This is a genomic window from Streptomyces sp. NPDC058240, from assembly GCF_042882135.1.
Classification (GTDB): Bacteria; Actinomycetota; Actinomycetes; order Streptomycetales; family Streptomycetaceae; genus Streptomyces.
Window position 1 is genome coordinate 8157 of the sequence record NZ_JBHVWT010000011.1, and the last position, 15724, is coordinate 23880.

The following is a 15724-nucleotide window of genomic DNA, read 5'->3' on the forward strand; positions in this document are numbered from 1 at the left end:
GGGAGAAAAGGAAGGAGGAACGGTGATCGACAGAGAGGGGGATGGAGTCGCAGGAATGCGGAACGCGGGGGACGGCCCCGGGGACCTCCCCACCCCCCCCGCGAACCCCCCCCCCCCACTCCGGGGTCGGCGAGGCGTGCGCCCCGGTCCGGCGCGATGCCGGGCGGGGGCGCTACGGCAGCCGCCAGTCGACTTCCTGGGCCCCCTGGCGCAGCAGGAGTTCGTTGGTGCGGCTGAACGGGCGCGAGCCGAAGAAGCCGCGGTCCGCCGACATGGGCGAGGGGTGCGCGGACTCGATCGCCGGGAAGCCGTCGAGGAACGGCCGCAGGTTGCGGGCGTCACGCCCCCACAGCACGGACACCAGCGGCTTGCCGCGTGCGGCCAGGGCGCGGATGGCCTGTTCGGTGACTTCCTCCCAGCCCTTGCCGCGGTGCGCGCCCGGTTTGCGGGGCGCCGTGGTGAGTGCCCTGTTCAGCAGCAGTACGCCCTGTCGTGTCCAGGGCGTCAGATCGCCGTTCGACGGACGCGGAAGCCCCAGGTCCGTGTGCAGTTCCCGGAAGATGTTCTCCAGGCTGCCGGGTACCTGAGGCACTTCGGGGGCCACGGAGAAGCTCAGCCCCATCGCCATTCCGGGCGTCGGGTAGGGGTCCTGACCGACGATCAGGACGCGTACGTCGTCGAAGGGCTGCTGGAACGCGCGCAGAACGTTCGCTCCGGCCGGCAGGTAGGTGCGTCCGGCCGCCACCTCCGCGCGCAGGAAATCGCCCATCGCTGCGATGCGTCCGGCCACGGGGGCGAGTGCCTCGGCCCAGCCGGGCTCGACTACTTCATTCAACGGTCGTGGTGCCACGGAACGTCACTCTACCGGCGTACACGGTCCGCCCCGACCCCGAACCCGCACTCCCCCGAACCCGGCCCGCGATACTGGGGATAGGCTGCCGCCGTCATTCCTCTTCCTCCCTGGAGCCGGCCCATGAGCGCACCGCGGCGATCACCGGAAAGCACCGCCGCCGCACCGGGGCCGTATGTGCTCGGCGTGGACTCGGGAGGCTCGGGGCTGCGCGTGGCGCTGGGCACCGTCGGCGGGTCCGCCCCGGTGGCGACGACGGTCTGCGGCGGTCCGGTGCGCACCGGACCGGCCGGGATCGACGCGGGCCATCTGCTGGAACAACTGCTGCCCGCCGCCCGCACACTGCTGGAGCAGTACGGCGGCGAGGACGGCTCGGGAATCGACGCCGTGGCGATCGGCGCCGCCGGAATGGCGACCCTCGGCGGGCAGCTGCGCGCGGAGCTCCCGTCGGCCCTGGAGGGCGCGCTCGGGGTGCGGCGGCTGGCTCTGGCCGCCGACGCGGTGACCGCGTACGCGGGGGCGGTCGGCCAGCGCCCGGGGGCGGTCGTCGCGGCCGGCACGGGCATGATCGCGCTGGGTACGGATCTGACCAGCTGGCGCCGGGCCGACGGCTGGGGGCATCTGCTGGGTGACAGCGGTGGCGGAGCCTGGATCGGCCGGGCCGGGCTCGATGCGGCCATGCGCGCCCATGACGGGCGGCGCGGCGGATCCGCCGCTCTGCTGTCCCGGCTGGAGGAGGTGTTCGGGCCGGCGCCGGAGCTGCCCGGCCTGCTCTATCCGCGTACCGACCGGCCCGCCGTACTGGCCTCGTTCGCACCCGAGGTCGCCGCGTGCGCGGCGCACGATCCGGTCGCCGCGGGGATTCTGCGCGAGGCCGCGGTACATGTCGCGGAGGCGGCCGCTGCGGTGTGCCCGAAGGCGGGGGCCGACGGCGAGCCGTGCGAAGTGGCACTGACGGGTGGCCTGTTCCGGATGGGGGATCCGCTGCTCGTGCCGCTGCGCGAGGAGTTGTCCCGACAGCTTCCGCACGCACGGGCGGTCCCCGGTTCGGGTGATCCGTTGACCGGTGCACTGTCCATCGCCCAGGCGCTGGCGGCCGGGGATCTGCGGCTGCCCCGCCACCCGACGCTGCTCCGGGTGCCTGGTGAAGGGCCTGAGCAGAAGCCCGAGTAGCCGACGACAGAGCGGGACAGTCAACCGGTAAGCCGCTCATCGGATAAAAGCGGACAGATAACGCCTGCCTGGGCCCTCCCCGAACAGAGCCGCACCCAAAACCAGTAGCATGCGGCGCCATGAGCACCCCCACTGGGCCCGCTTCCGGCCTGCCTGTACGAATGCCGCGACCTCGCCAGTCCGGACGGCACCGCCGCCCGGAGCCCGTGGTCGCGCCCGAGGGCGCCGCCGCGCTCGTTCTCGCCCTTCCCGGTACCCCCTCCTCGGCCACGCGCAGCCTGGCCGAAGAGGTGATCAGCATCGCCCGTTCCGAGCTGCCCGGCCTCAACGCCCGGATCGGCTACCTCGACGGCGACGATGCCGAGTACCCCACGCTCTCCGCCGTACTCACCCACTGCGCCGCCGACCGCGTCGCGCGCTTCGAGCAGGCGCGGGCCGCGGGCCGTGAGGTCGCCGAGCCCGAGGGACCGTCCGCCGTCGTCGTGCCGCTGCTCGCGGGGCCGGACAGTGCCCTGATCCGGCGGATACGACAGGCCGTGATGGACAGCGGTACGCAGGTCGAGCTGACCGATGTGCTCGGCCCGCACCCGCTGCTCGCCGAGGCGCTGCACGTACGGCTCTCCGAGGCCGGTCTGGCCCGCGCCGACCGGGCCAGGCTCTTCACGGTGGCCACGGCCGCCGACGGCATCGTGCTGGCCACGGTGGGGGGCGACGAGGCCGTGCAGGCCGCCGGGATCACCGGCATGCTGCTGGCCGCCCGGCTCGCGGTACCGGTGATGGCCGCGGCGCTCGACGTCGAGGGTTCCGTCGCGTCGATCGCCGAGCAGCTCACGAGCTCCGGCTCGGCGCAGCTCGCGTTGGCTCCGTACCTCGTCGGCCCGGAGGTGGCCGAGGGGCTGCTGGACGCCGCCGCGAAGGAGGCGGGCTGCGCGACGGCCGAGCCGCTCGGCGCGTACCCGGCGATCGGCAAGCTCGTGCTGTCGATGTACATGACGACGCTCGGGATCACGCCGGTCGCGCCGCAGGGTGCCCAGGCGCACTGACCCGGTGCCGGGTGCGCCCGGCAGTCCGCCATCGCCGTACGGGCCCGGTTCTCCGGGCCCGTACGGCGATCGTGCTGCGCAGGGTGCGAGGGTCAGGCGAAGATCACGCAGGACGCGGCAGGGGCGTCCAGCGAGCCCGCGCGACGCGGGATGCCGGTCGCCGGGTCGATGTCGAACCAGCTGACGTCGCCGGACCGCTCGTTGGCCGCGTACAGCCGGCGGCCGGTGGGGTCGAGTGCGAGATCGCGCGGCCAGTGCCCGCCGCAGTCCACGGTCGTGACCAGGGTCGCCTTCTCGCCGGTCGCGTCGAGGGCGAGAACCGAGATGCTGTCGTGCCCCCGGTTGGCGGTCCAGAGGAACCGTCCGTCGTGCGAGACGACGACCTCGGAGGGGTAGGTCGCCGCGTCACTGTCCTCCGCCGGTTCCGCGGGCAGGACGGACGTCTCCCCGACCGGTTCCAGAACGCCTGCGGCGGCATTCCACCTGCATGTGGTGACGGTCGGTTCGAGTTCGTTCAGGACGTAGGCGTGGCCGCCTGCGGGGTGGAACGCCAGATGGCGCGGGCCCGTACCCGGCCGCAGGGCCGTCTCGCCGTGCAGCCTCAGTGTTCCGGTCGTCGTGTCGAGCGCGCAGATCCGTACGGAGTCCGTCCCGAGGTCCACGCCGAGCACCCAGTTCCCCGAGGGGTCCGGCAGCACCTGGTGGGCGTGCGGGGCCCGCTGCCGGTCGGCATTCGGACCGCTGCCCTCGTGCCGGAGCAAGGAGGCGACCGGGCCGAGGGAACCGTCCGCCCGCACGGGCAGGACGCTGACGCTGCCCGAGTCGTAGTTGGCGGTGAGCAGATGACCGCCCGCGAGTGCGAGATGGGTCGGGCCGCTGCCGTCCACCGGCCGGATCCCGCCGACCGGCTGCGGCACGTCACCGGTGATGTCCAGGGCGGCCGCCGCACCGTGCTCGGTCTCGCTGACCGCGTAGAGCGCGCCGCCGCCCGGCCCCGGTCCGTGGCCCAGGGCGAGATACGAGGGGTCGGGGACCATGTCCGTTGTACCGAGGACGGTCAGCGCCCCGGTCTCCTGGTCCACGGCGGCGACGGTGATTCCCCGTCCGCCCGCCGAGGTGAACGACCCGATGAATGCCCGCACCGCACCGTCGTCGCTGCCCACCGCACTGCCAGTCACCGCATTGCCCCTCTCCGCCGACTGACCACGACGGTCCGTACCGTCGTGATCTTCCGGGGCGACGGTAGCAGCCACCCGCCAGGTCCAGACCAGTGCCTCGGCTGCCGGGCCCGCCCGCGCGGGCGCCTCACGCGGTGATCAGCGGGGCGCGCGGATCGCTGTGCAGCGGTGCGGCGAGCTCGGCCAGTGCCCGCTCCAGGCCGTGCAGATGGGCGAGCGCGGGCTCGGCCGCGAACGCGTGCGGCGGGACACCGGGTACGCCCGCCCGGAGCCGCGGGTCGGGGGCCGTCAGGGCCTCCACGGATGCCTCGACCCGCCAGCAGGCGGCGGCGAGGCGGGCGTCGTGGGATGCCTCCGGGTCCGCCGCGACGGAGGCCAGTCCGCGCACCTCGCGCGCGCAGGCGTCCAGCAGGGCGAGGACCTGACCGGCACGGGCCTTGCGGGCGCGCAGCGGGCTGAGCGGGTGCACCAGCGGGGCCAGTGACATCCGCACTCGCCCGAGCAGCGCCTCCAGCTCGGTGATCCGGGGTGCGGGATCGGCGGTCGGTGATCCCGACAGTCGTGCGGCGGCTTCCGCGGTACAGGCGTGCACACAGCGCAGGGCCCGCTGGATCCACGCGTCGGTCGTGGCGTGCGTGGTGACCGGCAGCACGAGCAGCACCGCGAGCATCGCGCCGAGCGCGCCCGCACCCGTCTCCGTGAGACGCAGCACGAGCAGGGCGGGGTCCAGCACGCCGAGGAGTCCGTAGAGCGCCCCGGCCATCACGGTCACCGAGAACACCATCCAGGTGTAGGAGACCGCGGCGGTGTAGAAGATCCCGAAGACGCCGGCGGCGACCACGACCGCGGTGGGCACGGGCGCTCCGTGCAGCGGAACGACGACGGCCAGACCGATGGGGACGCCGACCAGTGTTCCCAGCACCCGGCGGAAGCCGCGCACCAGCGTCTCGCCGCGCGAGGCGGTGTTCACGAAGACCCACCATGTGGCGCCCACGGCCCAGTACCAGCGCTCCTCGGAGAGGACGAGTCCCGCCATCAGCGCGAGGGCTCCGCCCGCGGTCGCCTGGATCGCCTGCCGCGTGGTGGCCCGGCCCAGCCCCGTGCCGGTGACCGGGGCGGGGACGACGGAGGCGGGCTGCCGCCGCTCGTAGCACCACAGCCCGAAGCGGACGGTCGACGAGACGAGCAGGGAGAGGGCGACCGCCGAGTACAGCTCGGGCAGCTGCCCGGGAAGGGTGTGGAGGAACTGCGTGGTGAAGAAGGCCATGAACGCGAACACGCCGAGCGAGTGGCCGCGCGGCCCCCATCGCCGGGCGTACACACCCGCGCCGATGACCGCGAGAAAGGCCATGTCCCGGGCCACCGGGTAGTCGTGCAGCCCAGCGGCGAGGGCGAGTACGGGGAAACCGGCGACAGGCAGCAGGGCCGTGGTGATCGCCTGCCCCCGCACCGTGGTGTCCAGCACCGTGAACAGGGCCAGCAGCGCGGCGAGGCCGCCGGTGACAGCCGCGACGAGGGAGTGGCCGGCCAGACCGCACACCGCGACGGCCAGTCCGATGCCCAGGACGGCCCGGACACTGCTGCGCAGCCTCGTTCGGCCCGGGTCCGGGGCAACGAACATCCTCTTCAGCACCACTTGCTCCCGCTTCCGCACACCGGTCCTGCACACCGGCATGAAAAAGGCGCCGCGGAGATCCGCAGCGCCATCGACGGGTACATCACAACATCCTTGCGGCTCATGGCTCAACTCGGGCAAAAATCACTGAGCCATTGGCACAGTGATTGCCGGGTCTGCTGCGCCATGAGTAAGCCAACGGACCGGCGGCGCACCGAACCACGTCCGGTGCGCCGCACCGCCCCGCGGCGGCTCCCTACTCCTCGCCCGGCAGGGGCACCCGCGCCTGCTCGACGGGGGTCAGAAGATGTGTCAGATGGCGGGCCGAGGCGTCCCAGGACCAGGACTCCCGGACCCACTCGCGGCCCGCGGCGCCCATCGCGGCCCGGTCGGGGTCGAGGAGTATCCCGGTCAGCGCCTCGGCGACGGCCGCGGGGTCGGTGCCGTCCACGACCCGGCCGGTCCTGCCGTCGAGGACGGTGTCCGGAGCACCGCCCGAGTCGCCGACGACCACCGGCAGACCGCTCGCCGCCGCCTCCAGGAACACGATCCCGAGCCCCTCCGCCTCCAGACCCGCGCGCCGGGTGCGGCAGGGCATCGCAAAGACGTCCGCCGCGGCGTAGTAGGGCGGCGTATCGGTGTGCGAGACGCCGCCCGCGAAGTGCACGGCCCCCTCGGCGTGCCGCGCCGCCAGTTTGCGCAGCCGGGCCTCGTCGGGCCCCTGGCCGACCACCACCAGCACGGCGTCGGGCACCCTGCTCCGGATCAGCGGCAGGGCCCGGATGAGGGTGTCCTGGCCCTTGCGGGGGACGAGCCTGGCCACGCACAGGATGACGCGCTTGCCGTGCAGCGCGAGTTCGGAAAGCGGGTCGGGCCCGGCGCCGGCGCGGGGCCGGTACACCTCGGCGTCGACCCCGGGAACCAGTCGGCTCATGCGCGCACGCGGACCGAGTGCGGGCTCGATCCGGGCGCGCGTGTACTGGCCCAGGTAGGTGACCACGTCGACGCCGCCGCCTATCCGGCGCATGAGCCCGCGCGCGCCGGGTGTTCTCGCCCACCAGATCTCGTGGCCGTGGGTGGTCGCCACGATGCGCCGTACGCCGCTGCGCCGCAGGGCCGGCGCCATCAGGGCCAGCGGGGCGGCGGCGCCGAACCAGACCCGGTCGCAGCCGTGGGCCCCGGCGATCTCGACGGCCCTGCGGGTCACCCGGCCGGTCGGCAGCAGCATGCGGCTCGGATCCCGTACGACGGGGAACGGCAGGCTCGCGTCATAGGCGACGTCACCGGGCTCGTGCGAGGTGTAGACGACCACGTCGTCGTCCGGGACGCGGGTGGCCATCGCGTGCACGAAGGTCTCGATGCCGCCCTGGCGCGGCGGGAAGTCATTGGTGATGACAAGGGTGGAGCCCATGGACTTTTCGGTTCCTTCGGTTGGTCGGCATCGGTCAGACCGCGAGGAGGAGGCAGCTTGCTGCCCGGTCTCGGGACACGGCGGCTCGCCGGGCGGGCCTCGGCCCGATCGGTCGGTGTCGGTTCGGTTCTGTACGCGCCGGAGCCGTACCGCTCCTGCCGTTCCCGGTCGTGCGGTGGCAAGTGGCGGACGCGGACGCGGTGTTACGTGGGTGACGGAGCGGGCTCAGTAGCCGGCCGGGCGCACCAGACCCGTCTCGTAGGCGTGGACCGCGGCCTGGGTCCGGTCGCGCAGTCCCAGCTTGGAGAGGATCCGGCCCACATGGGACTTCACGGTCTGCTCGGCCACCACGAGACGCTCGGCGATCTCGGTGTTGGACAGACCCTGCGCGATCAGGGCCAGCACCTCGGTCTCACGTTCCGTCAGTTCACCGGTGCGGGACTTGAGCTGGGCGCGCGGACCGGCACTCACCCGGGCGAACTCGGCGATCAGCCGCTTGGTGATGTTCGGGGCGAGCAGGGCCTCTCCCTCCGCCACCACCCGTACCGCATGGGCGAGTTCGCCGGCCGAGGCGTCCTTCAGGAGGAACCCGGACGCGCCCGCGCGCAGCGCCTCGTAGACGTACTCGTCGAGATCGAAGGTGGTCAGGACGAGCACCTTGACGGTGGCGCCGTCGGCCCCGGTGACGACGCGTGTCGCCTCTATGCCGCCGAGCCGGGGCATGCGGATGTCCATCAGGACGACGTCCGGGGCGAGTTCGGCCACCTTCTCCACGGCGTCGGCACCGTCCACCGCCTGGCCGACGACCTCGATGCCGGGTTCGGCGTTCAGCAGCACCGTGAGGCCCTGCCGGACCATCATCTGGTCGTCGGCGATCAGAACGCGGATGGCCGTCATCGGGTGTCCTCGGCAGGGTCGGCGGGCGCGGCGGAACCGGCGGGCTCCGCAGGGGGCGGTGTGGGCAGTATCGCAGTGACTTCGTACCCGCCGTCGGGGGTTGCTCCGGTGGCGAGTTCGCCTCCCAGCATCGCGGTGCGCTCGCGCATGCCGAGCAGGCCGTGGCCGGCGCCCGGGGTGGGCGGGGCGGCCCGGTCCGGCGCGGTGTTGGTGATCCGTACCGTGACCCCGGCCGCCCGGTGGCGGATCTCCACCCGCACCCGCGCACCCGGCGCGTGCCGCATCGCGTTGCTGAGCGCCTCCTGCACGATGCGGAACGCCGACAACTCGACGCCCGGCGACAGCGGACGCGGCTCCCCGGTGGTCTCGGCGGTGACCGTGAGCCCGGCACCGCGTGCGTTGCCGATCAGTTCGTCGAGCCGTTCGAGGGTGGGCTGCGGGGCGTGCCGCACGGCCTGCGGCAGGGGGTCCTCGGAGCGCAGTACACCGAGCACCCTGCGCAGTTCGGTGAGCGCGTCGACCGCGTTCCTGCGGATGCCCTCGACGTTCTCCCTCAGCTCGTCGGACGGGTTCTCGACCAGGTGCGGGACGACCTGCGCCTGGATGGAGATGACCGACATGTGGTGGGCGACCACGTCGTGCAGCTCGCGTGCGATGCGGTTGCGCTCCTCCAGCAGGGTGCGTCTGGCACGCTCCTCGGCGGTGAGCTCCTCCTGCTCGACCAGCTGTGTACGGGCCACCGCGAGGCCGTGCAGCGCGACGCCCATCACCACCGTGATGACGAGGACGGCGACGGCGAGGCGGATGTCGTTGGCGCTGCGCCAGGGGGTGCTCGCTCCGCAGAGGAGCCCCGCGAGCACGGTGATCGTCAGGGTCTCGGCGGCGATCCGGGGGCGCATCCGCAGCGCGACCAGGAACAGCACCCCGGCCTGCATCGCGATCCCGGCCCCGCTCCAGGGGAACGCTCCGTTCCACAGGAACCGCGACCCGAAGCCGGAGTTCGCGGCGAACGGGGTGACCAGCACCATGATGAGCATCGACGCCCACCAGGCCTGGACCGGGCGGTACAGGGCGACGACGATCGCCGCCGACTGAACCCCGGCGAAGAGGATGCCGAGCTGAATGCCCATCCCGAAGTCGAAGGCGTACTGGTTGCTGCCCGCGATGAGCACCCCCACCGCGAACATCAGCAGCGGCACCATGATCACCGGCCGCCACTCCAGCCAACGCGGCTGCCCCGACTGCCCGTTCGGGTCGACAGCCGAGGTCGCGAGGTCCTCGCGCAGGGTACGGGGCAATGCCCGCAGTACCCGCGCCGATCGCTTCACCATGTCCCCCCGGTTCACAGCTCGCACCTTAGACACGTCGTGCCGCCATCGATCCGGCGGGTCGCCCCTCGCGGACGACCAGGTTCTTCGTCCGCGGTGACCGCTGCTGCTCGTAACCGCGGAACGCCAGCCAGCAGATCAGCAGCGCCCCGGCGAACACCGGCAGCCAGGCCAGCCGGGCGAGTACCCAGCCGGGTCCGTCGGGCACGGTGTGCAGGCCCGGCAGCGCCCCACCCGCCAACAGGCCGGTCGCGGTGACCGCGATCATCGCGGTCTGGTGCCACAGGAACACCGTCATCGCCGAGAGGTTCACCGTCGCCACCACCGCCCACAGTGCGGGGCGCCGCAGCAACCGGCGCAGCGGGCCGAGCAGCAGCAGCGCCGCCCCGCACTGCGCGAGGCCGAAGGTGACCACGACGAGGGTCGGCGGGTCGAGGTTGGAGATCTCCACACCGGGCACCCCGACCATGGCCGCGGGGTAGCCGGCCCACAGGACCAGTCCGGCGGTGGCCGCGGCCCCGCCGAGCAGCAGCGTCCAGCCGGTCCGGCGGCTGAGCAGCTCGCCGCGGGACCAGGCCGCACCCAGGCAGTACGGCACCAACCAGCCCGCCGCCACGTTGACCGAGGCGAATCCGCCGGGAGCATCCAGGCCGAACCGGTAGAGGTCGACGACCAGCACGACGGCGAACGGCCACAGCGGATGCAGTTTCGCCACCAGCGGGGTCGCCGCCGTCAACGCCGCGAAGACCACGATGAACCAGAGCGGGGACCACACCAGCTTGCACAGGGCGCGCACGGTGTCCTGGTCCACCCCGGAGGCGAGCATCGTGCACGCCGCCACGGTCCATACGACCGGCACCACGGCCATCGGGCGCAGCAGCCGGCTCATCCGGGTGCGCAGCCACCGGCCGTAGCTCTCGCCCCGGGCGCGGGCGGCGGCATGACTCCTCGCGCCGACCAGTCCGCCGACGAGGAAGAAGACCGCGAGGGTCTGGAGCATCCAGGAGACCGGGGTGAGGCCGGGCATGTACCGGAGCGGGCTCGCTCCGTGCACGGTGCCGCTGTCGACGACCAGTGCGGTCACCAGCCAGTGGCCGAGGACGACGCCGAGGATGGCGAGGGCGCGCAGTGCGTCGACGGCACGGTCGCGGTCGGCGGGGGTGGCGGATTCGATCCGGCGGGTGAAATCACGCATGGTGCCCTCCCGGGGTCCTGGCGGATCCGGCCGCGCCGGCCACGATCCGGGCGATGTTCCTCAGCGGTTCGGAACCGGTCTTCAGGTAGTCGCTGTGACCGCCGGAGCCCGCCGCGAAGATCTCGGCACCGAACCCGGGCGTGACCGGGTCCGTTCCGAACCCGATGTCCACGAAGGGCAGTCGGAGCTCCACGTGCGGTACGTCCGCGATCCAGTCGTGGCCGGCGCGGCCCGCCCAGACGGTGGCCGGGGTGTGCAGGGCGGCGGCGTTCCGGAAGCCGGTGCCCGGACTGCCGTACAGGACGATGTCGGCGACCCGCAGTCCGTGCGCGGCCCGTGCGCAGACGACGGAGCCGTAGGAGTGGCAGAGGACGGTGGTACGGGCCGCAGGCTTGACCCGCATCAACTCCCGTATGAATCTAACCAGTTCGGGGGCGGCCTCGACGGCCCGCCCCGAGGTGAGCGAGGTGGGGCTCACCGTCGCCGGCGTCCGGTATCCGAGCCAGGCGACCACCGCCGACCGCTCGCCCAGTTCCTTGCGCAGGGCGAGCGAGCCGTTGCGCAGGCGCCAGTAGTGGTCGATGTCGATGCCCGCGCCGGGGACCAGTACGGCAATCCGTTTCGCGTGCGACAGATCGCCGACGACCTCGACGCCACGGCCGCCGTCGCGGCCGTCGAAGGCGAGGAAACGGCGGTCGAGGGCGGCCATGGTGTGCAGCGCGGCAGCGCGCCTGCGGTCACCGTGGCGGGCCGCCGCCCGCTCGGCCGCGCCGATGTCGGCCCGTGTCGCGGCATACCGCCCGGCGAGGGCCTCGGGCGCGTCGGTACGCAGCGGGCCCCGGACGGCCGGAGCGGGCGCCGGTACGGCCGCGGGGCCCGCCGCGCCCGAGACCGGCACGGCCACCGAGGCGGCCACCAGCGCGGCGAGCAGGCCGCGGCGCAGGCGGGACCTGCGCGGATGGGACGGCATGACGGGTTGTTCCTTCCGTACCTGGTGACTTCGGCACTTCAGCGCTTCGGTGCTTCGGTGCTTCGGTGCTTCGGTACAGAAGCTATGGACGGGGCCCTGTAGTCGGCGTCCCACCGGAGTGTGAACCTTTTCCGTAGCTCTCAAGGACTACAGGTATGACACGCGGTCAGGGCCGGGCCGGGGCGCTCCGGCAGTGCCTCCGCTGTGCCGTTGGTACAGTCGCAGCCCGGATCGTCGTACCAGGAAGAGGCCAGCGGACCATGGCGGTGGACGCCCTCGACACCCGTATCCTCCGGCTGCTCATCGAGCAGCCGCGTACCAGCGTCCGTGAGTACGCGCGCATCCTCTCCATCGCCCGGGGCACCCTCCAGGCCCGGATCGACCGGCTGGAGCGGGACGGTGTGATCACCGGTACCGGGCCGGTCCTGTCCCCCGCGGCACTGGGACACCCGGTGCTGGCCTTCGCCCATCTGGAGGTCACCCAGGGGCATCTCGACGAGGTCGGCGAGGCGCTCGCCGAGGTGCCGGAGATCGTCGAGGCCTTCTCGACCACGGGCGGCGGGGATCTGCTGGCGCGGGTGGTGGCCCGTGACAACGGACACCTGGAGGATGTGATCCAGCGGCTGATCCAGTTGCCCGGAGTGGTCAGGACACGTACCGAGGTGGCGCTGCGGGAACGGGTGCCGCACCGGCTGCTTCCGCTGGTCGAATCGGTGGGCCGTACGGCGGCGGGCGGCCGGAAGTGATCACCGGCTTGGCATGCTGGACGACATGAGTTCTCCGCACCTCCCCGAACCGGCCGTCGTCTTCGATCTCGACGCCACGCTGGTGGACAGCGAGCCCAACTACTACGAGGCGGCGCGCCGCCTGCTGGCGGAGCACGGCGTGCCCGGCTTCACCTGGGCCGAGCACCTCGGGTTCATCGGCATCGGCGTCCACGAGACGCTGGCGGCCCTGCGCGACAGGTACGGGATCGAGGCGCCCGTCGGCGAACTGGTGGCGGGTCAGGGCGCCCTGTATCTGGAACTGGCCAGGACGTCGACCGAAGTCTTCCCCCAGATGCGGAAGTTCGTGGAACGGCTGCACCTGGACGGCGTCGCCATGGCGGTCGCGTCGGGTTCGTCGCGGGCGGCGATCGAGGCGGTGCTGGCGGGCACCGGACTCGACGCGTGTCTGACCACGTACGTCTCCGCCGAAGAGGTGGCGCACGGCAAGCCGGAACCGGATGTATTCCTGGAAGCGGCCCGGCGCCTGGGTGCGGCGCCGACCCGCTGTGTGGTGCTGGAGGACTCCGCCCCGGGCGCGGCGGCGGCGCATGCGGCGGGCATGCGCTGCATCGCGATTCCCTATGTGGCCGCGACGGCCGGCGATCCGGCGTTCGAGGCGGCCGGTCTTCTCTTTCCGGGCGGGCAGGGCGAGTTCACGGCGCAGGCCGCGTACGACTGGCTGTTCCCGGAGGCAGGAGCCCGGCCCGCGCCCGCTCGGCGAGATCCGTCTTCCTGATCTTGCCGGTGGCGGTCATCGGGAAGGCTTCGACCAGCTCGATCCCGGGGACCCTGTACGTGGCCATCGTCTCCGCCGCCCAGGCGTACAGGGCGGCGGCGGTCAGCGCGGAGCCGGGGACGATGCGCACGTAGGCGTGGGGCCGCTGCCCGCATTCCCGGTCGTCGACGGCGACCACGGCGGCGGCCAGTACGTCCGGGTGCCGGGCGAGAAGGGTCTCGACCTCGGTGGGGAAGACGCTCATTCCCTTGACCTTGATCATGTCCTTGTCGCGGCCGTGGTAGCGCAGCGCGCCGTCCTCGTCCAGGCTGCCGATGTCGCCGGTGTGCAGCCAGCCGTCGCGCAGCGCCGCCGCGGTCGCCTCCTCGGCGCGCCAGTAGCGGGTGAGGACGGACGGGCCGCGCACGACGATCGTCGACGACCATGAAGTCGGTGCCGGGCACGGGCAGTCCGCAGAAGACCGGGTCGGCCAGCAGGTCGTGGTCGTCGTCCTGGAAGCCGAGGGTGCTGGTGTCGCTGGTGTGGGTCTCGGTCATGCCGTACGACGCCTCGCGCAGCACGCTGTCGTGCCCCGCGGCCTCGCGCCAGCGGGACCGCAGCGCGGGGGTGAGCTTGCGGACGAAGGAGACGGTGAGCGGGGCGGTGAGGCTGCTGAGGTCGGGGCGCGGCCCGTCGGCCGCTTCGAGCAGACCGAGGAGTTCGAGGTAGTTCTCGACGGTCCCGGCCATGGTCGTCACCCAGTATCTGCCGATGGCGTCGAGTACGGCCGCGGCCCGGCGACACGGACACCACGGCGGTCGCGGGCCTCGATGTGACGACGTTCCACCAGATGGGCCGCCTCAGCGGTCGCGTCCCGCTGGTCGGCATCGTGTCGGGACGGTGCTTCGCGGGGAACGCGGCGTTGCTCGGCTGCTGCGACGTGGTGATCGCGACGCCGGAGGCCACCATCGGCATGGGCGGCCCGGTGGTGATCGAGGGCGGCGCCTGGATCCTCTCCGCGCTGGACGGCCGCGAACCGGAGGGCACCGCCGCGGCCGCCCCGCCCGGCAGCCGCCGTCCGTTCGCCGACACCTGGTGAGAGGACCGAGGCCGACGGGAAAACACACGGTTCGTCCCCGCCCGCCGGAGCCCGGCGGGGACGGCGGGGCACTCGACGGGACCACGAGGTCCAGCGGCCCGATATCCTGATCTTGCCGCGCGCCCCCCACCTCGCCCCGATCCCGGTCGGGTCGCCGCCGTGGCAGCAGAAGCGGCCCACAATTCGAGATTGGTGCACAGGTGCTGGTAGCTGGTCGGTACCGGTTGATTTCCCCCATCGGCCGCGGCGGCATGGGCGAGGTGTGGCGTGCCGCGGACGAAGTGCTCGGCAGAGCGGTCGCCGTGAAGCTGCTGCTGGGCGGTCACGCGGACGAGTCGGCCACCGCCCGGTTCCGGCTGGAGGCGCAGACCGCGGCCCGCCTGAGCCACCCTCATCTGGTGGCCGTGTTCGACTTCGGGGCCTGGGAGGACCGCTTCTTCCTCGTGATGGAGCTCGTCGAGGGCAGGAGCCTGGGCGATCTCCTCGCGGCCGAGGAGCGGCTCGGCGCCGAGCAGGTCGCCCGGATCGCCGGGCAGGCGGCCGCGGGTCTCGCCGCCGCCCATCGCCAGGGCATCGTGCACCGTGACATCAAGCCCGGGAACCTGATGCTGAACGCCGAGGGGTCCGTCAAGATCGGCGACTTCGGCATCGCCCAGTTCGTCGACGACCCGTCCGCCGCGCTGACCACGACGGGACAGATCGTCGGCACCAGTCTCTATCTCGCCCCGGAGCGTGCCCTGGGCCGTACGGCCGGTGCGGCGTCCGACATGTACTCCCTCGGCTGTGTGATCTACCAGCTCCTGTTGGGAGATCCGCCGTTCCGCTCGGACACGGCGACCGCCACGCTCTATCAACATGTCGATACGCCGCCCGTACCGCTCAGACAGCGGGGTGTCGACCTGTCCCCGGCCTTCGACTCCTACCTGCTGGGGCTGCTCGCGAAGCAGCCCGAGGACCGGCCCGGCGCCCAGCAGGTCGCCGAGTGGTTCCAGGGCGATGCCTGGCGTGGGCAGCCGGAGCCCCTGCCGATGTACGCCCCGGCCCCGCCCGCGGCGACCGGCGCTCCGCACGTTCCCGCACCCGCGGGGACGGGCATTCCGCGCACCCCGGCAGCCGCGCCCGCGTACGGCCCCGCCCCGACGGCCGGCTCCGCCGAGCAGGGCCCGGGCATGACGACGTATCGGCTGCCGCAGTCCGGCGGCCGCAGACGCCGCCCGGCGGAACGGGCCGCACCCGCCCGGCGGGGTTCCGGCGCCCGGGACGCGATCAGGCGCCGGCCCAGGGTGGCGAGCGCCATCGCCGGTACGGTCGCCTTCATCGCGGCCGTGTACCTGGGGATGACCCTGTTCTCCCCGGACTCCGGCTCACCCGACACCCCCGACTCCGGCCCGACCGCGACCACCGGGCCGCAGTCGAACGCCCCCTCGTCCGCACCGGAGCAGCCGGCACAGGACGAGGAGGGCGACGAGGAGGACTGACTCCG

Annotated in this window: 15 protein-coding genes and 1 pseudogene; 6 read left to right on the top strand and 10 right to left on the bottom strand. The window is 72.9% G+C overall.

All coding sequences use genetic code 11. The features are described from left to right. Positions 1-172: 172 nt before the first annotated feature. Positions 173-850, bottom strand: coding sequence for a uracil-DNA glycosylase (locus ACFVX4_RS19595; RefSeq protein ID WP_266423185.1), 678 nt, complete (start codon positions 848-850; stop codon positions 173-175). 123 nt (positions 851-973) lie between these two features. Here ACFVX4_RS19595 and ACFVX4_RS19600 point away from each other — a divergent pair, with 123 nt between their 5' ends. Together ACFVX4_RS19600 and ACFVX4_RS19605 are read left to right on the top strand one after the other, a co-directional pair. Continuing rightward, entirely contained in the window at positions 974-2023 is a 1050-nt protein-coding gene (locus tag ACFVX4_RS19600) for an N-acetylglucosamine kinase (protein WP_389978695.1), read from the top strand. 119 nt (positions 2024-2142) lie between these two features. After that, a complete protein-coding gene (locus ACFVX4_RS19605) occupies positions 2143-3066 on the top strand; it encodes a sirohydrochlorin chelatase (RefSeq protein ID WP_389978699.1) in 924 nt (307 codons plus the stop codon). Positions 3067-3158: 92 nt separating this feature from the next. Here ACFVX4_RS19605 and ACFVX4_RS19610 read toward each other — a convergent pair whose 3' ends face one another. From ACFVX4_RS19610 to ACFVX4_RS19640, 7 genes are all read right to left on the bottom strand, one after another. Continuing rightward, positions 3159-4229, bottom strand: a complete 1071-nt coding sequence (locus tag ACFVX4_RS19610) for a lactonase family protein (RefSeq protein ID WP_389979117.1) — start codon at positions 4227-4229, stop codon at positions 3159-3161. A gap of 142 nt (positions 4230-4371) precedes the next feature. Further along, positions 4372-5877: an FUSC family protein gene (locus ACFVX4_RS19615; RefSeq protein WP_389978702.1), complete on the bottom strand. Its 1506-nt coding sequence runs from the start codon at positions 5875-5877 to the stop codon at positions 4372-4374. 238 nt (positions 5878-6115) lie between these two features. Then, on the bottom strand, positions 6116-7270 hold the full coding sequence (locus ACFVX4_RS19620; protein ID WP_389978705.1) for a glycosyltransferase family 4 protein: 1155 nt from the start codon (positions 7268-7270) through the stop codon (positions 6116-6118). A gap of 225 nt (positions 7271-7495) precedes the next feature. Beyond that, positions 7496-8167, bottom strand: a complete 672-nt coding sequence (locus ACFVX4_RS19625) for a response regulator (RefSeq protein ID WP_389978708.1) — start codon at positions 8165-8167, stop codon at positions 7496-7498. Further along, positions 8164-9513 carry a sensor histidine kinase gene (locus ACFVX4_RS19630; RefSeq protein WP_389978711.1) on the bottom strand — a complete coding sequence of 450 codons (1350 nt, stop codon included), beginning with the start codon at positions 9511-9513 and terminating at the stop codon, positions 8164-8166. The genes ACFVX4_RS19625 and ACFVX4_RS19630 overlap by 4 nt, the downstream gene beginning before the upstream one ends. 10 nt (positions 9514-9523) lie before the next feature. Beyond that, positions 9524-10690, bottom strand: a complete 1167-nt coding sequence (locus ACFVX4_RS19635; protein ID WP_389978714.1) for an acyltransferase — start codon at positions 10688-10690, stop codon at positions 9524-9526. After that, positions 10683-11660, bottom strand: a complete 978-nt coding sequence (locus ACFVX4_RS19640; protein ID WP_389978717.1) for an alpha/beta hydrolase — start codon at positions 11658-11660, stop codon at positions 10683-10685. The genes ACFVX4_RS19635 and ACFVX4_RS19640 overlap by 8 nt, the downstream gene beginning before the upstream one ends. A 260-nt stretch (positions 11661-11920) precedes the next feature. On the opposite strand from ACFVX4_RS19640, the gene ACFVX4_RS19645 reads away from it, so the two are divergent. Continuing rightward, positions 11921-12406, top strand: coding sequence for an Lrp/AsnC family transcriptional regulator (locus ACFVX4_RS19645; RefSeq protein ID WP_389978720.1), 486 nt, complete (start codon positions 11921-11923; stop codon positions 12404-12406). Positions 12407-12431: 25 nt separating this feature from the next. Then, positions 12432-13163, top strand: a complete 732-nt coding sequence (locus tag ACFVX4_RS19650; protein ID WP_389978723.1) for an HAD family hydrolase — start codon at positions 12432-12434, stop codon at positions 13161-13163. On the opposite strand, the gene ACFVX4_RS19655 is transcribed toward ACFVX4_RS19650, so the two are convergent. Together ACFVX4_RS19655 and ACFVX4_RS19660 are read right to left on the bottom strand one after the other, a co-directional pair. Beyond that, positions 13081-13569, bottom strand: a complete 489-nt coding sequence (locus ACFVX4_RS19655) for a hypothetical protein (RefSeq protein ID WP_389978726.1) — start codon at positions 13567-13569, stop codon at positions 13081-13083. The genes ACFVX4_RS19650 and ACFVX4_RS19655 overlap by 83 nt on opposite strands. 40 nt (positions 13570-13609) lie before the next feature. Then, positions 13610-13891, bottom strand: a pseudogene (locus tag ACFVX4_RS19660) (acyl-CoA synthetase); the annotation flags it as partial. Between the two features lie 101 nt (positions 13892-13992). On the opposite strand from ACFVX4_RS19660, the gene ACFVX4_RS19665 reads away from it, so the two are divergent. Both ACFVX4_RS19665 and ACFVX4_RS19670 read left to right on the top strand, forming a co-directional pair. Then, complete coding sequence (locus tag ACFVX4_RS19665) at positions 13993-14241, top strand: hypothetical protein (protein WP_389978729.1); 249 nt, start codon at positions 13993-13995, stop codon at positions 14239-14241. Positions 14242-14492: 251 nt separating this feature from the next. After that, positions 14493-15719, top strand: a complete 1227-nt coding sequence (locus ACFVX4_RS19670) for a serine/threonine-protein kinase (RefSeq protein ID WP_389979120.1) — start codon at positions 14493-14495, stop codon at positions 15717-15719. The last annotated feature ends 5 nt before the right edge of the window (positions 15720-15724 follow it).

What these genes read in the sequence shown, in the direction of transcription:
- ACFVX4_RS19600 (WP_389978695.1), top strand. Translation starts at nt 974, where the DNA reads ATGAGCGCACCGCGGCGATCACCGGAAAGCACCGCCGCCGCACCGGGG.
- ACFVX4_RS19605 (WP_389978699.1), top strand. Translation starts at nt 2,143, where the DNA reads ATGAGCACCCCCACTGGGCCCGCTTCCGGCCTGCCTGTACGAATGCCG.
- ACFVX4_RS19620 (WP_389978705.1), bottom strand. Translation starts at nt 7,270, where the DNA reads ATGGGCTCCACCCTTGTCATCACCAATGACTTCCCGCCGCGCCAGGGC.
- ACFVX4_RS19625 (WP_389978708.1), bottom strand. Translation starts at nt 8,167, where the DNA reads ATGACGGCCATCCGCGTTCTGATCGCCGACGACCAGATGATGGTCCGG.
- ACFVX4_RS19635 (WP_389978714.1), bottom strand. Translation starts at nt 10,690, where the DNA reads ATGCGTGATTTCACCCGCCGGATCGAATCCGCCACCCCCGCCGACCGC.
- ACFVX4_RS19640 (WP_389978717.1), bottom strand. Translation starts at nt 11,660, where the DNA reads ATGCCGTCCCATCCGCGCAGGTCCCGCCTGCGCCGCGGCCTGCTCGCC.
- ACFVX4_RS19645 (WP_389978720.1), top strand. Translation starts at nt 11,921, where the DNA reads ATGGCGGTGGACGCCCTCGACACCCGTATCCTCCGGCTGCTCATCGAG.
- ACFVX4_RS19650 (WP_389978723.1), top strand. Translation starts at nt 12,432, where the DNA reads ATGAGTTCTCCGCACCTCCCCGAACCGGCCGTCGTCTTCGATCTCGAC.
- ACFVX4_RS19665 (WP_389978729.1), top strand. Translation starts at nt 13,993, where the DNA reads ATGGGCCGCCTCAGCGGTCGCGTCCCGCTGGTCGGCATCGTGTCGGGA.
- ACFVX4_RS19670 (WP_389979120.1), top strand. Translation starts at nt 14,493, where the DNA reads ATGGGCGAGGTGTGGCGTGCCGCGGACGAAGTGCTCGGCAGAGCGGTC.